The sequence below is a fragment of the Kitasatospora sp. NPDC001527 genome (assembly GCF_040298605.1).
In the GTDB taxonomy this organism is placed as follows: domain Bacteria; phylum Actinomycetota; class Actinomycetes; order Streptomycetales; family Streptomycetaceae; genus Kitasatospora.
This window is the reverse complement of sequence record NZ_JBEPAM010000040.1, coordinates 22,204-35,128: the sequence shown is the minus strand read 5'-3', so window position 1 is coordinate 35,128 and position 12,925 is coordinate 22,204. Positions and strand designations below refer to the sequence as shown.

The following is a 12,925-nucleotide window of genomic DNA, read 5'->3' as shown; positions in this document are numbered from 1 at the left end:
CCCTGCCCGACGAGAACGATCAGGAGCAACGTTGCGTGTCCTAGGACTGGGCGGATCACACCACGACTTCTGCGCCGCCCTGGTGGTGGACGGTCAGGTCGTGTCGGCCATCGAGGAGGAACGGCTCACCCGGGTCAAGATCGCCTACGGGCTCGGACCGCGGCTGCAGCGGTGCCTCGCGGCCGACTACGTGCTGCGGGAGGCGGGCCTGGGCGCCGACGAGGTCGACCTCGTCATCGCCAACGACTTCGTCAACCCCGTCTACACCCTCCGCCTGCGCGACCGGGTGCGCTGGATGGGGCACCACCTCGCCCACGCGGCGAGCACCTTCTACACCTCGCCCTTCGAACAGGCCGCCGTGCTGGTCATGGACGGCCGCGGTTCGACCGTGGTCGAGCACGGGCAGCCGCACGGCGAGACGGTGACCTGCTACCAGGCCGGAGCGGGCGGTCTGGAGGTGCTGCGCGCGCAGCACGGCCGGGTCACCCTCACGGACCGGCGCTCCGAGGACCCCTACGAGGACTCGGTCGGCTGGATGTACGAGGCGGTGTCCAAGGCCATCGGCCTGTTCACCACCGGAGGCATGGGCGCGCCGGGCAAGACCATGGGGCTGGCCGCCTACGGGACGCCGCGCTACGTCGCGCGGCTGGGCGGGTTCTTCCGGCTCTCCTCCGGCGAGTTCCGCCAGTCCACCGCCGAGCAGATCGCCATGCGCTCCTTCATCGACCGGGAGCTCGCCGAGGCCGGCGGCGCCGCCGAGCTGGCGGCCCGGCGCGCCGACCTGGCCTACGCCGTCCAGCACCACACCGAGCGGATCGTGATCGAGTTCGCCCGCTGGCTTCACCGGCGCACCGGTCTGACCGACCTCTGCCTGGCGGGCGGGGTGGCCCTCAACAGCGTCGCCAACTTCAAGCTCCTGTCGGAGACGGGCTTCGAGCGGGTGCACGTGGTCCCGGCCGCGGGCGACGGCGGCACGGCGCTCGGCTCGGCCCTGTACGGCTACCACGAACTGGGCGCGAACCCGTGGAAGCCGGCGGCGGGGCCGTTCTCCCCCTACCTGGGGCGCGCCTACGGGGCGGACCGGATCGAGGCGGCGCTCGCCGCCGAGTCCGGCCGGCTGCGCATCGTGCGCCCGGACGACCTGTCCGCCCTGGTGGCTCGCGAGATCGCCGACGGCGCGATCGTCGGCTGGTTCCAGGGCCGTTCGGAGGCGGGTCCGCGGGCCCTGGGCAACCGCAGCATCCTCGCGGACCCCCGGGACCCGGGCATGAAGGACCGGATCAACGCCCGGGTCAAGCACCGCGAGGCCTTCCGGCCGTTCGCCCCGGTCGTCCTGGAGTCCCGCCAGGCCGAGTACTTCACCACCGCCGTCCCGGCCCCCTACATGCTGATGGTCCCGGACGTGCGACCGCAGATGCGCGCGGTCATCCCGGCCGTCACCCACGAGGACGGCTCGGCCCGCCTCCAGACGGTGCTGCCGGAGCTCAACCCGCGCCTGGACGCCCTGCTGCGGGCCTTCGACGACCGCACCGGCGTCCCCGTGCTGCTCAACACCTCGTTCAACGACAACGAGGAGCCGATCGTCGAGACGCCCGAGGACGCCGTGCGCTGCTTCCTCAAGACCCAGATCGACGTCCTGGTGCTCGGTGACCTCGTCGCCTACAAGACCGCGGCCCCGTGACCGGCGGGCCGGCCTCGATCGACGCGCTCTGCGCGCTGGTCGGACCGACGGACCGGCAGGCGGGCCGGCTCGGGGCGCTGCGGCTGCGGACCCTGGCCCGCCCGCACGGTGCGCTCGGCCGGCTCGACGACCTGGTGCCCAGGATCGCGGCGATCCGCAGCGACCCGGACCCCGGGCCGCTGCCCGCGCTGGTCAGCGTGCTGGCGGCCGACCACGGGGTGGCCGGGCAGGCCGTCTCGGCCCTGCCGCAACCCGCCGGGGGGCGGATGCTCGCCCTCGTGCGGTCCGGGCGGGCACCACTGAACCTGATCGCCGACCGGGTGCCCGCTCGGGTCGTCAGCGCCGACTTCGGCCTCGTCGAGCCGGTCGGCGAGGCGGAGTTCCGGATCGGACCGGGCACCGGGGACATCTGCCTGCGCGACGCGATGACGCGGGCCGAGGCCGAACGCGCGGTGCTGAACGGCGCCCGGTTCCTGCGCGGCCGGCTGGACGCGGAGACCGCGGTCGCGGTCGGCGAGATCGGGGTCGGCAACACCACCGCGGCCGCCGCGCTGACCGCACGGCTGCTGGTACTCCCGGCGGCCGAGGTGGTGGGAGCGGGGTCGGGCATCGCCCCGGCCGCCGCGGCCCGCAAACTGGTGCTGGTCGAACGGGCGCTGGCCCGCACCGAGGGCGGGCCGGCGGCGGACCCGCTGGCGCAGCTCGCCGCCCTGGGCGGCTACGAGATCGCCGGGAACGTCGGGGTGATCCTCGCCGCCGCGGCGGCCCGCCGGGTGGTCGTCCTCGACGGGTTCATCACCGCCGTCGCCGCCCTGATCGCGGTCCGGCTCTGCCCGCCGGCCGGCCACTACCTGGTGGCCGCCCACCGGTCGGCGGAGCCGGGCCACCGCCCGCTGCTGCAGGCGCTCGGCCTGGACCCGCTGCTGGACCTGGGCCTGCGGCTGGGCGTGGCGAGCGGCGCCGCCCTCGCCCTCGGCCTGGTCAACACCACGCTGGAGCTCGCCCACCGGACGCCGCGCGCCCGTGACGTGGGCCTCGCCCTACCCGCGGAGGACCGATGAACCACCCGGCCGCCGGACCAGCGGGACCGCACGGGGTCGTCTTCGACCTCGACGGCACCCTGCTGGACAGCTGGCAGGTCCACGAGCACTGCCTGCGCGAGGCCGTCCACCAGGTCACCGGGTCGCCGCCGGGCCGGGTCGGCCTCTGGCGGGCCCAGCGGCCGACCGACCTCGCCACCCTCGGCGAGCTGGTCGGCGCCGACCGGGCCGAGCAGGCACTGTTGGCCTATCACACATTTCTCACACGGGAACTGACGATCCGCCATGTCCTGCCGATGCCCGGGGTCGAGGCGGCGCTGGCCGGGCTGCGGGCCCGCGGGATCCCGGTCGGCGTCTGCACCGGACGGTCCCGGGAGGACGCGCAGGCCCTGTTGAAGGCCGCGCGGCTCGACATCCCGCTGCTCGTCGCCCGCCAGGACGCGCCGCCCAAGCCCGCCCCGGACGCCCTGCTGCTCGCCCTGCGACGCCTGGGCCCGGCCCACCACGACGTGCTGTTCGTCGGTGACAGCGAGTGGGACCGGTCGCAGGGGCGGGCCGCGGGCGTCCGCACCCTGATCGTCGGGCGGGCCGGCCTGCCCGACGAGCTGGCCGCCGCGAGCTGGCCCGCAGGCACCCATCCAGCCGCTGCCGCCGTCTCCAGCAGCGCCCCCAACCCCCACTGGGAGTCGGACATGGAGATCAGTACAGGGAACAGCCGGCCGGCCGACGCCCCCGCGGGCGAGGGCCCCATCGCCGTCCTCGACCTGGCGCAGGCGCACGACCCGGCGGGCCGGGCTCGGCTGGCCACCCGGATCCGGGAGGTCTGCGAGGACCTCGGCGCCTTCCTCGTCGTCGGGCACGGCATCCCCGACCAGGTGGTGACCGGGGTCCGCGACGCGACCGCCGCGCTGTTCGGCGGCCCAGAACGGTTCGCCGCCGAGCTCGCGGTCGACCCCGACGACCCCTTGCAGCGCGGCCTGGTGGCCGGCCGGATCGAGCCGCTGCTGGCCTTCACCGTGAACAGCCTCGGCGAGTCGGGCCGGGCCGCCCGCCTGCCGGAGGACGTCCCGGCGGCCCTGACCGCGCCGAACAAGTGGCCGCGGATCCCGGGCTTCGCCACGGCATACCGCGCCTACCTGGCCGAAGTTCGGCGGCTCGCCGATCAGTTGATGGAGCTGTTCGCTCTCTCACTCGACCTCCCCGAGGACTGGTTCCGGTCCGGCTTCACACCCGACATGTCGGGGCTGAGCGCCAACTGGTACCCGGCCCCCGCACCGGGCGGTACCTCGGGCCTGCTCAAACTCGCGCACCGGGACTGGAGTTCGCTGACCGTGCTGCACCGGGACCAGGCCGCCACCGGGCTGCAGGTCCTGGACCGCGACGGGGCCTGGCACGAGGTGCCGCTGGTCCCGGGGGCGTTCGTGATCAACGTCGGCGACCTCATGGCGCACTGGACCGGCGGGCGTTGGCACAGCGCCGTGCACCGGGTGGCCGGCCCGCCGGCCGGCCACCCCGCCGGCGACCGCTTCTCGCTCGCCTACTTCCACCAGCCGGGCCCGGCCACGATCGTCACCCCGCTGGCGGGACCGGGCGACCCGGTGGCCGGGCACGCGTACCGCCGGGTCCGGGTCGACGACTACTTCGCGGCCAAGCGCCGCCTCGCGCGCGCCTACGAGCGGCTGGTGGCCTCCTCCGACAGGCGCCGGCCATGAGCGGGGAGCTGGTCCTGGTCACCGGCGGTGCCGGCTTCATCGGCAGCCACCTCGTCGAGGCGCTGCTGCGCGACCGCCCCGAGGCGCTCGTGGTGTCCGTGGACTCGTACGCCACCGGGTCCACGGACAACCACACCGACGATCCCCGGGCGCGCTACCTGACCGGGGAGACCGGGGAACTCGGCCGCCTCTGGGCCGAGAACGGCCTGCTCTCCCCCGGCACGGTCTTCCACCTGGGCGAGTACTCCCGCGTCGACAGCTCCTTCGACGACCTCGACCTGGTGTGGCGGTCCAACCTGCACGGCACCAAGGAGGTCGTCGACTTCTGCCGCCGGCACGGCGCCCGGCTGGTCTATGCCGGGTCGAGCACGAGGTTCGGCCAACCACCCCACGACGAGCACTCAAGCCCGTACGCGTGGATGAAGGCGAAGAACGTCGAGTACATCCGCAACACCGCCCGCTGGTACGAACTCGACTACGTCATCACGTACTTCTACAATGTGTACGGACCACGGCAGATCCGCCAGGGACCGTATGCGACGGTCATCGGCGTCTTCGAGGAGCAGCGGCGCCGGGGCGTCGACCTGACCGTCGTCGAACCCGGTTCCCAGCTGCGCGACTTCACCCACGTGGACGACATCGTCTCCGGGCTGCTGGTGTGCGCCGCCCGCGGTGCGGGGGACGGCTACCTGCTCGGCCGCGGCGAGGAGCACCGGATCATCGACGTCGCCCGGATGTTCGGCGGCCCGGTGTCCATGATCCCGGCCCGCCGCGGCGACCGCGTGCGCAGCGCGTCGGACTTCTCGAAGGCCCGCGCCCTGGGCTGGACCCCGACGATCCGGCTGCGCGACTACATCTCCGGGCTCGACCACCCGGATCCCCGGCCCGGGCCCGGCACGGCCACAGAACTCGACCGAGGAGCGTGCGAGTGAGCATCACCGAGAGCACCGAAGCACCGGCCACCTGCCCGGTGCGGTTCCCCGCCGCGCGGGAGAACCCCGTCGCCCCGCCCGGCGCCTACCGCCCCGAGGGCCACGACGGCGGACCGATCGAGGTCGACCTGGCCTACGGGGGCCGGGCCTGGCTGGTCACCCGGCACGCCGACGTGCGGGCGCTGCTCGGCAACGGCCGGTTGAGTTCGGACGCCACCGTCGAGGGCTACCCGCAGATCCCGCTCTCCTACGGCCGGCAGCGGCCCGGCGTCTTCCTCTCGATGGACCCGCCGGAGCACGAGCGCGTCCGCAACCTGCTGAGCCGGGAGTTCAGCGCCGGCGCGGTGGCCGCCCGCCGGCCGGCCGTCGAGCAGCTGGTGGACCGGCTGCTCGACCGGTTCACCGCGGACGGCCGCCGCTCGGGCGACCTGGTCAAGGAGTTCGCCGACCTGCTGCCCTGCTACGTCTCCGGCTACCTCTACGGCGTCACCGACGACTACGAGGGCTTCGTGCGGCAGTGCATCAACGCCCGGGCCACCCACGACGGGTCGCTGGCCAAGCGGCTGGTCGCGGGAGAGCGGATGCGGCGCTTCCTCGGCGAGCTGCTGGACGCACGGGACCGGGAGCCCGGCGACGACCTGCTCTCCCGGCTGCTCGCCAACGCGCGTACCGCAGGCCTCGGCCGGGAGGACGTGGTCGGCGCGGCCACCCTGCTGCTCGCGGCCAGCCTGGACGCCACCGCGGCCGTCACCTCGATGACGGTCCTGGCGGTGCTGCGGGACCCGGCGCTGACGGAACGGCTGCGAACGGACCCGCGCCGCTGGGCCGCCGCCGCGGTCGAGGAGAGCCTGCGGTACTGGACGGTGATCCAGCACGGTCCGGTGCGCGCCGTCACCGAGGACATCGAGCTGGCCGGCCGGACGCTGCGCAAGGGCGAGTTCGTCATCCTCCACCTGCACTCGGCGAACTGGGACCCGGCGGTCTTCCGGCACCCCGAGCAGTTCGACATCGACCGCCCCGCCAACCCGCACCTGAGCTTCGGCCACGGCATCCACCGCTGCCTGGGCGGGGGCCTCGGCACCCTGGAGGCGACCATCGCCCTGGAGCGGATCTTCACCGCGCTGCCCGGCCTGCGGCTCGACATCGCCGAGGACGACCTGGCCTACCGTCACGACGACCTCGTCTACGGGGTCCGCGGCCTCCCGGTCGCGTGGTGACCGGGGCCATGGGCCTGCCGGCGGACGGCGCCACCGGCGGAGTCGAGCGGATCGGGCCGATGACGCTCGGTCAACTCGCCCAGCTGGTTGAGCTCGAAGAGATCGCCGACCGCGCACCCGATCGCACCTGGACCCGGGTCCTCGCGATGCGCTGGCCGCTGCCGGACCGGGTCGCGCCGGAGACGGTGCGCGAGGCACTGCGGATCCTGGTGCGGCGGCACGAAGTGCTGCGCAGCACCTTCACCCGCGACGCCTCGGGAGCACCCGTTCAGCTGGTGCACCGCCCCGGCCGGGAGCGGATCACCCTGCGGGACCTCCCGCCCGGGGCGGGCGAGGAGTGGTCGGCCGCCCTGGCCGACCGCGCCTGCCACCGGCCGATGAACGTGGCGGCCGAGCCCCCGGTCGAGTTCGAGGTGCTCAGCGACCGCGCGGCCGCCCGCGAGGTGCTGGCGGTCCTCCACCACGTGGTCGCCGACCTGCGGACCAGCCAACTGCTGCACCGGCAGCTGGTGGAGCTCGTCGAGGCCCTGCGGGACGGCGCGCCACCGCCCGTGCCGGGCCCGGTGACGCAGCCGATCGAAACCGCGCTCGCCCAGTGGGCCGGCGCCGGCCGGAGCACCGGGCTGGCGCGCTGGCGCGAGGTGCTCCGGGCCGCACCGCCCAGCCAACTGCCCGTGCTGGACGACCGGCGCCGCGACAGCAGCTACACCGCGACCTTCACGTCCGGGAGCCTGTACGGCTCGGTGAAGGTGCTGGCGGACCGTCACCACCTGCTCCCCGCCCAGGTGCTGCTGGGGCTCTACAGCTTCGTCATGGGCCGCTACACCGGCCTGGACACCTGCGTGATCTGCGTGATCAGCTCCAACCGGTTCGCCTACCCGTCGGCCGTGCACTGCTGCGCGCTGCGCTACCCGTGTGCCGTGGCGGTACCGCGCGAAGCCGACGAGGCCGCCCTGATGGCGGCGGCCCGCGCGGCCACCGGCGGGCTGCTGCGCAACTGCGACCACGACGTCCGGGAGCTGCGGGCCCTGTTGGAGGAGCACCAGCGCAGCACGGGCGGCAACACCCGGTTCCGGCTGGAGTACAACTACATGGTGCTGGAACCGTTCCCCGATGCGCCGGCCCCGGAGCGGGCGGAGCCGGCGCAGCGGCCCGTGGAACGGTTCCGCAGCGACCCCACCGACCCGGCCGACCCCGCGCTCAGCTACCTGCTCGCCGTCCCGGACGCCGCCGCGGGCCTGATGATCCTGGAGCTGGAGTCGAACGAGGCCGTCATCCCGCTGCCCGCTGCCCAGGACCTGCTGGCCGGTCTGGAGTCCCTCGCCCGGGAGCTGGCCGAGGGCGTCCCGCACGGCTGGTCCGACCAGCTGGCGAACGCCCGGCGCCGAGGACCGGTCGGCACCGACCTGGTGCCGTACCGCAACGGCGTGGTCGACGCGTCGCGTGCCGCGCGGGCGGTGGCGGCCGAGCTGGGCCTCCCGGACGGCGTCCGGGTGCTGGTCAGGGGGCGCGGGTCGGACCGGGAACGCCTGGTGGCGCTGCTCCCGGTCGAGCTGCGCCCCGCCGAACTCGACGCGCTGGTCGACCGGTTGCACCACCGGACCCGCAGCGACCCGGCACTGGTCGTCCCCGTCGAGTTCGTTCGGGAGGCGAACCGTGCACCCTGACACCCGTCCGGCCGTCGCGGTCGAGCGGGCCCGCCTGGTCCCGGACCGGTACCGGACCTTCATCGCCGAGGCCGCCCGCGACGCCCCGGTGTTCGGCCTCCAGGACGCACTGCTCCAGGAGCTCCTCGACCTCGGGCTCCCGCACGAACGGCGCGACGGGCGGCTGTTCCTCGATCCGATGGACCTGGAGAACACCACCAACCTGCTCGGCCTGCCCTCGCCGTACCGCAGTGCCCTGGAGCTCTGGGCCAGGTCGATGCGCGCCCCCGCCGCGCTGACCGGGAGCCGCTACGAGATCACCCTGCGCTGGACCTGCCCGGCCCCCGGGCACGCCGCCCGCTGCCGCTTCGTCCCGGCCACGCCGGCCCTGGCCGGGGCGGTCCCCGGGGACGGTTCGCTCACCGTGCGGGTGGACACCCCGGACAGCCGGCACGACTTCGGCGCGGCGATCGAACCGCTGGTGGCCGCGGCCGCGGAGCTGACCTTCCACAAGGTCCGCTGGCCGCTCGCCGGCGACCCCGGTTTCGTCCGGGAGACCGGGCTGGCCGAGTGCCGGCTGGCCACCCGGTGCCTGCTGCGGGTGGCCGAGGAGGCGGGCATCGCGACCCGCCCGGCCTGCGGCTTCTTCCTGGGTCTGCCGTTCCCGGCCCCGCACTCCTGGCTGGAGGTCCGCACCGGGGACGGCTGGGCCGCCGCGGACCCGTTCTTCCTGGCCACGCTGCACGGGTGGGGCGTGCTGGACCCGCAGGACTGGCCGGTCCGCGGTTCGCCGCGCCAACTCCTGTGGCGGACCGGAGCGGAGTTCCGCTCGCACGTCCCGCTGCTCACCCACGACGGGCGGCCCGCCGCGGTGCGGGTGACGGCGCGGCGCACCGGGCGGCTGCACCGGCCGGGTCCTGCGGGCCGGGGCGGGGTCAGTCCGGGACCGCCGCGCCCGCCGTCGATGCCCTGACCACGAGTTCGGGACGGACCACGGACACCCGCGGCTCGCGATCGGACGGCCCGCGATCGGACCGCCCGAACTCGGCCGCGACCAGCCGGACCGCCTCGGCGCCGAGGCTCCGCTTGTCCACGTACAGGGTGGTCAGCGTGGGCTCCACGAGTTCGGCCAGCCCCAGGCCGTCGAAGCCGGCGACGGCGCAGTCGTCCGGCACCGACCGGCCGAGCGCGCGCAGCCCGCGCACCGCACCGACCGCGACGATGTCGTTGTAGGCCAGCACCGCCGTGACGCCCGGCCGCTCCTCGGCCAACCGGGCGACGGCGCGCTCCCCGCCGGCGACCGAGTTGGCTGCGCGCTGCAGGCACCCGGGGTCCGCGGCGAGTCCGGCCTCCCGGAGCAGGTCGAGCATGATCCGCCCGCGCGGGCTGACAGTGCCGCCCGGCTCGACCGGCCGGCCCGCGTCCAGTATCCCGATCTCGCGGTGGCCGAGCCCGACCAGGTGACGGATCGCCGCGGCCAGACCGCTGCCGAGGTCGATGTCCACCCGGTTGACCGCGGCCGCCGCGCTGCCCGAGCCCTCATAGCCGAACAGGGCGAACGGAATCCCGATCTCCGTCGCCCGGCGCACCGACTCGTCGAACTCCAGATAGCCCACGAACGCGTCGGCCTGACCGGCGAACAGGTCCAGACCCACCTGCTCGCCCTCGGGCGTGGCACCGGTCTGCTGGATGACGACGTGCCAGCCCCGCTCCGCGGCGGACTCCAGAATGCCGTTCGCCACCTCGGGGAAGAACGGATTGGTGATGTTGGGCAGCAGCAGGCCGAGGGTGACGGTCTCCTGCCGCACCATGGCGCGCGCGAAGCGGTTCGGGCGGTAGCCGAGCGACCTGGCGACGTCGAGCACCCGCTGCCGCGTGGCCGGGTCGATCTCGCCCTTGTCGTTGGTCGCACGGGAGACCGTCTGCCGGGACACTCCGGCGGCCCGCGCCACGTCCTCGATGGTGACGCGCCGAGCGGTCGGCTCGAAGACTCCCGCACGCGAAGTCTTCAACTGGGGCGAACTCTTCAACTGGAACTCCTGGCGAGCGGCCGGACACCGCCCCTCTGGCACGGGCTGCGACGTCGTCGACGCAGCACCAGCATACGCGGCCGGCCATTCCCTCCGTGGCCGCCCTCGAATCCCGAACTACGCCCACGAACGGACCGGCTGACAGTTGTTGACAACATTTCAGGGCATGGGTGAGACTCTGATCCACGTGAACGCTCACGTGAACGCTCTCAAATCCTGTCCTGCTCGGCTGCACCGCTCAGAGACGAGGTATCGCAGTGACGTTGGAAGCGGACATCACCCCGCCGTGGGACCCGGCGTTCGAGGAACTGCTCCGGGCCACCCTGGTGGACCTGCCGGCCGGGCCCGCGCTGCACGCCGACCTCGACCTCCCGGCGGCCGGCCTCGACTCGATGCGCATGGTGGTGCTGCTGAGCCGGATCGAGGAGCGGTACGGGCTGGTCCTCCCCGACGAGTACCTGGCCATGGAGACCTTCGCGAGCCCCGGGGCGCTCTGGCAGGCGCTGGTGGCCGCCGGCGGGCGGGGCTGAGGCCGGTGCGGCCCGAACTCCCCGACGCCCCCCGGCCGCCGGCCCGTGCCCTGGCCCGGCTGCCGCTGCACCCGGGCACCCTCGACGCGGCCCGGGCGAGGGCGCTGCGCTCACCGCTCCCCCGGACCGACCCCTCGACCGGCGTCTGGGCCCACGTGCGGGAGTGGGCGGAGCGGGACCCGGACCGGGTGGCCGCCGTGTCGGACGCCGGGACCACCACGTACCGGCAACTCGCTCACCGGGTCCATCAGTTGCGGGCGGTCCTGACAGCCGGGTCCTGTACCCCCGGGAGCCGGGTCGCCGTGGCCGGCCCCCGCAGCACCGACACCATCGCGGCGTTCCTCGCCATCGAGAGCCTGGGCGCGGCCTACCTCCCGCTCGCCCCCGACTGGCCGCAGGCCCGGGCGGAGGCGGTGCTCCGCACCGCCGGGCCGCACTGCGTGCTGGTGCCCGACACGGCCGACGCCACGTCGGTGACCGCCGCCCGTGCGGCGGCCGGCACCGCCGTCCCCCTGCTGGTGTTCCCGCCGCCCGCCGCCGCGCAGCCGGGCGAGCGACTCGCACCGGCGCGGGTGGCCGCGGGCGACGAGCCCCGCTACGTCATCCACACCTCCGGGAGCACAGGCGGCCCGAAGGGCGTGATCGTCGACCAGCTCGGAATGCTGAACAACCTGCGGTTCCTGGTCGGCCGGTTGCAGCTGACCGGCGCGGACCGGGTGGCCTTCACCGCCCCGCCGGCCTTCGTGATCTCGGTGTGGCAGATGCTCGCGCCGCTGCTGGTCGGCGCCACGGTCGTGATCGTCACGGACGCCGACCAGCGGTTCGCCCGGCGCCTGGCGTCGACCGTCGAGCGCACCGGGGTCACTGTCCTGGAGCTGGTGCCGACCGCGATCGACTGGACCGTGCGGGAGGCCGCGCGGCGCGGCGCAGGCCGGGAGTTCGCGCGGCTGCGCTGCCTCGTCTCGACCGGCGAGCGGCTCGACCCCGGGATCGCCGGCGCCGCCCTGCGGCTGCTCCCGCACGTCGAGCTCGTCAACGCCTACGGGGCGACGGAGTGTTCGGACGACGTGGTGCTCCACCGGATCACCGCCGACGACCTGGCCGCACCGCTGCTGCCGGTGGGGCGACCGGCTCCCGGCGTCGTCCTCTACCTCCTGGTCCACGAGGACGGCGCGTGGCGCGCCGCGGAACCCGGCGAGGCGGGCGAGCTCTGGGTCGGCGGCGACGCCGTCAGCGCGGGCTACCTGCACGATCCGGAGCGCACCGCGGCGGCCTTCTACGCCGACGGGTTCGACCCGGCCTCGCGCACCGGGCGGCTCTACCGCACCGGCGACCTCGCGCGGTTCGCCGACGGGATCGCCCACTGCCTCGGCCGGACCGACCGGCAGGTCAAGATCGGCGGGGTCCGGATCGAACTGGACGAGGTCGAGGCGGCCCTCTCGGCCCTCCCCGGCGTGCTCGGGTGCGCCGTCCTGGCGGAGGTCCAGGACGGTACGGCGGGGCTCGTCGCGTTCTTCGTCGCGGCACCGGGGGTTTCGCGCGACACGGCGTCCGACGCCCTGCGCGCCGCCCTGCCCGCGGCATTCGTCCCGCGCCGCTGGGTACGGCTGGATTCCCTTCCGGCCAATGGCAGCGGAAAGATCGACCGGCTCGCACTGCGCAGCCTGGCCGGAGCCCCGTGAATTCCTTGGCCTCGTCAATTCCGAGGCCTCGCCGATGTCGATGACAGACGCCCGGGATATTCCGGCGGAATTCTGCTCTCCGGGCCCGTGCACCGGGCCGCGCCGGCCGTGCTTCCGCGCGGGGATTCCCGTCACGGAAGCACGGCCGGCGGTGGGACGCGTCAGCGCCGGCGAAGGAATTCGCCGGTCACCACTACGGCTTCCCCATGGTGAACTTGCGCTCGTCGGCCTCCTCCAGCTCAGTGATCCAAGCCTCGAAGTCCGCGATCTCCTCGACGGTCAGCGCCGTCCGGGTCTCCTCGACGAGTGCGACGGACATTTCTTCCACCCCCCTTCTCCTCGAAGTTGGGATCGAGATTAGCAGTTCGTTCCTGAATTGCAAGGATTGATTCGGGGCCGCCGGCCGAGCCGCTTCAGGCATTTCGGGCCAATGGCCCGCGGCACGGCTCGCGATG

11 protein-coding genes are annotated in these 12,925 nt (G+C 74.4%); 9 read left to right on the top strand and 2 right to left on the bottom strand.

The window, feature by feature from the left end; translation table 11 throughout:
* The first annotated feature begins 31 nt into the window (after positions 1 to 31).
* Genes ABT238_RS28740 through ABT238_RS28710 form a run of 7 tightly spaced genes read left to right on the top strand, consistent with a single transcriptional unit; the run spans position 32 to position 9,201 of the window.
* A complete protein-coding gene (locus tag ABT238_RS28740) occupies positions 32 to 1,681 on the top strand; it encodes a carbamoyltransferase family protein (protein ID WP_350798637.1) in 1,650 nt (549 codons plus the stop codon).
* Positions 1,678 to 2,742 carry a nicotinate-nucleotide--dimethylbenzimidazole phosphoribosyltransferase gene (locus ABT238_RS28735; RefSeq protein ID WP_350566575.1) on the top strand — a complete coding sequence of 355 codons (1,065 nt, stop codon included), beginning with the start codon at positions 1,678 to 1,680 and terminating at the stop codon, positions 2,740 to 2,742. Before ABT238_RS28740 ends, ABT238_RS28735 begins: the two co-directional genes overlap by 4 nt.
* Positions 2,739 to 4,433: an HAD-IA family hydrolase gene (locus tag ABT238_RS28730; RefSeq protein WP_350798627.1), complete on the top strand. Its 1,695-nt coding sequence runs from the start codon at positions 2,739 to 2,741 to the stop codon at positions 4,431 to 4,433. The genes ABT238_RS28735 and ABT238_RS28730 overlap by 4 nt, the downstream gene beginning before the upstream one ends.
* Positions 4,430 to 5,365 carry an NAD-dependent epimerase/dehydratase family protein gene (locus ABT238_RS28725; protein ID WP_350566571.1) on the top strand — a complete coding sequence of 312 codons (936 nt, stop codon included), beginning with the start codon at positions 4,430 to 4,432 and terminating at the stop codon, positions 5,363 to 5,365. Before ABT238_RS28730 ends, ABT238_RS28725 begins: the two co-directional genes overlap by 4 nt.
* Positions 5,362 to 6,582, top strand: a complete 1,221-nt coding sequence (locus tag ABT238_RS28720) for a cytochrome P450 (RefSeq protein ID WP_350798609.1) — start codon at positions 5,362 to 5,364, stop codon at positions 6,580 to 6,582. The genes ABT238_RS28725 and ABT238_RS28720 overlap by 4 nt, the downstream gene beginning before the upstream one ends.
* Positions 6,579 to 8,249: a condensation domain-containing protein gene (locus ABT238_RS28715; RefSeq protein ID WP_350566567.1), complete on the top strand. Its 1,671-nt coding sequence runs from the start codon at positions 6,579 to 6,581 to the stop codon at positions 8,247 to 8,249. Before ABT238_RS28720 ends, ABT238_RS28715 begins: the two co-directional genes overlap by 4 nt.
* Positions 8,239 to 9,201 (top strand): transglutaminase-like domain-containing protein, encoded by a 963-nt coding sequence (locus ABT238_RS28710; RefSeq protein WP_350566566.1) that lies wholly within the window; start codon positions 8,239 to 8,241, stop codon positions 9,199 to 9,201. The genes ABT238_RS28715 and ABT238_RS28710 overlap by 11 nt, the downstream gene beginning before the upstream one ends.
* Here the strand turns inward: ABT238_RS28710 and ABT238_RS28705 are convergent.
* The gene (locus ABT238_RS28705) at positions 9,164 to 10,240 is read right to left on the bottom strand and encodes a LacI family DNA-binding transcriptional regulator (RefSeq protein ID WP_350798577.1); all 1,077 of its coding nucleotides are present in this window, start codon (positions 10,238 to 10,240) and stop codon (positions 9,164 to 9,166) included. The two genes, ABT238_RS28710 and ABT238_RS28705, sit on opposite strands and share 38 nt — an antisense overlap.
* 275 nt (positions 10,241 to 10,515) lie before the next feature.
* Between ABT238_RS28705 and ABT238_RS28700 the strand changes: the two genes are divergently transcribed.
* Together ABT238_RS28700 and ABT238_RS28695 are read left to right on the top strand one after the other, a co-directional pair.
* Positions 10,516 to 10,788, top strand: a complete 273-nt coding sequence (locus ABT238_RS28700) for a phosphopantetheine-binding protein (protein ID WP_350798564.1) — start codon at positions 10,516 to 10,518, stop codon at positions 10,786 to 10,788.
* A gap of 5 nt (positions 10,789 to 10,793) precedes the next feature.
* A complete protein-coding gene (locus ABT238_RS28695; RefSeq protein ID WP_350798557.1) occupies positions 10,794 to 12,470 on the top strand; it encodes an amino acid adenylation domain-containing protein in 1,677 nt (558 codons plus the stop codon).
* Positions 12,471 to 12,663: 193 nt separating this feature from the next.
* On the opposite strand, the gene ABT238_RS28690 is transcribed toward ABT238_RS28695, so the two are convergent.
* A complete protein-coding gene (locus ABT238_RS28690) occupies positions 12,664 to 12,789 on the bottom strand; it encodes a hypothetical protein (RefSeq protein WP_350798549.1) in 126 nt (41 codons plus the stop codon).
* Between the last annotated feature and the right edge of the window lie 136 nt (positions 12,790 to 12,925).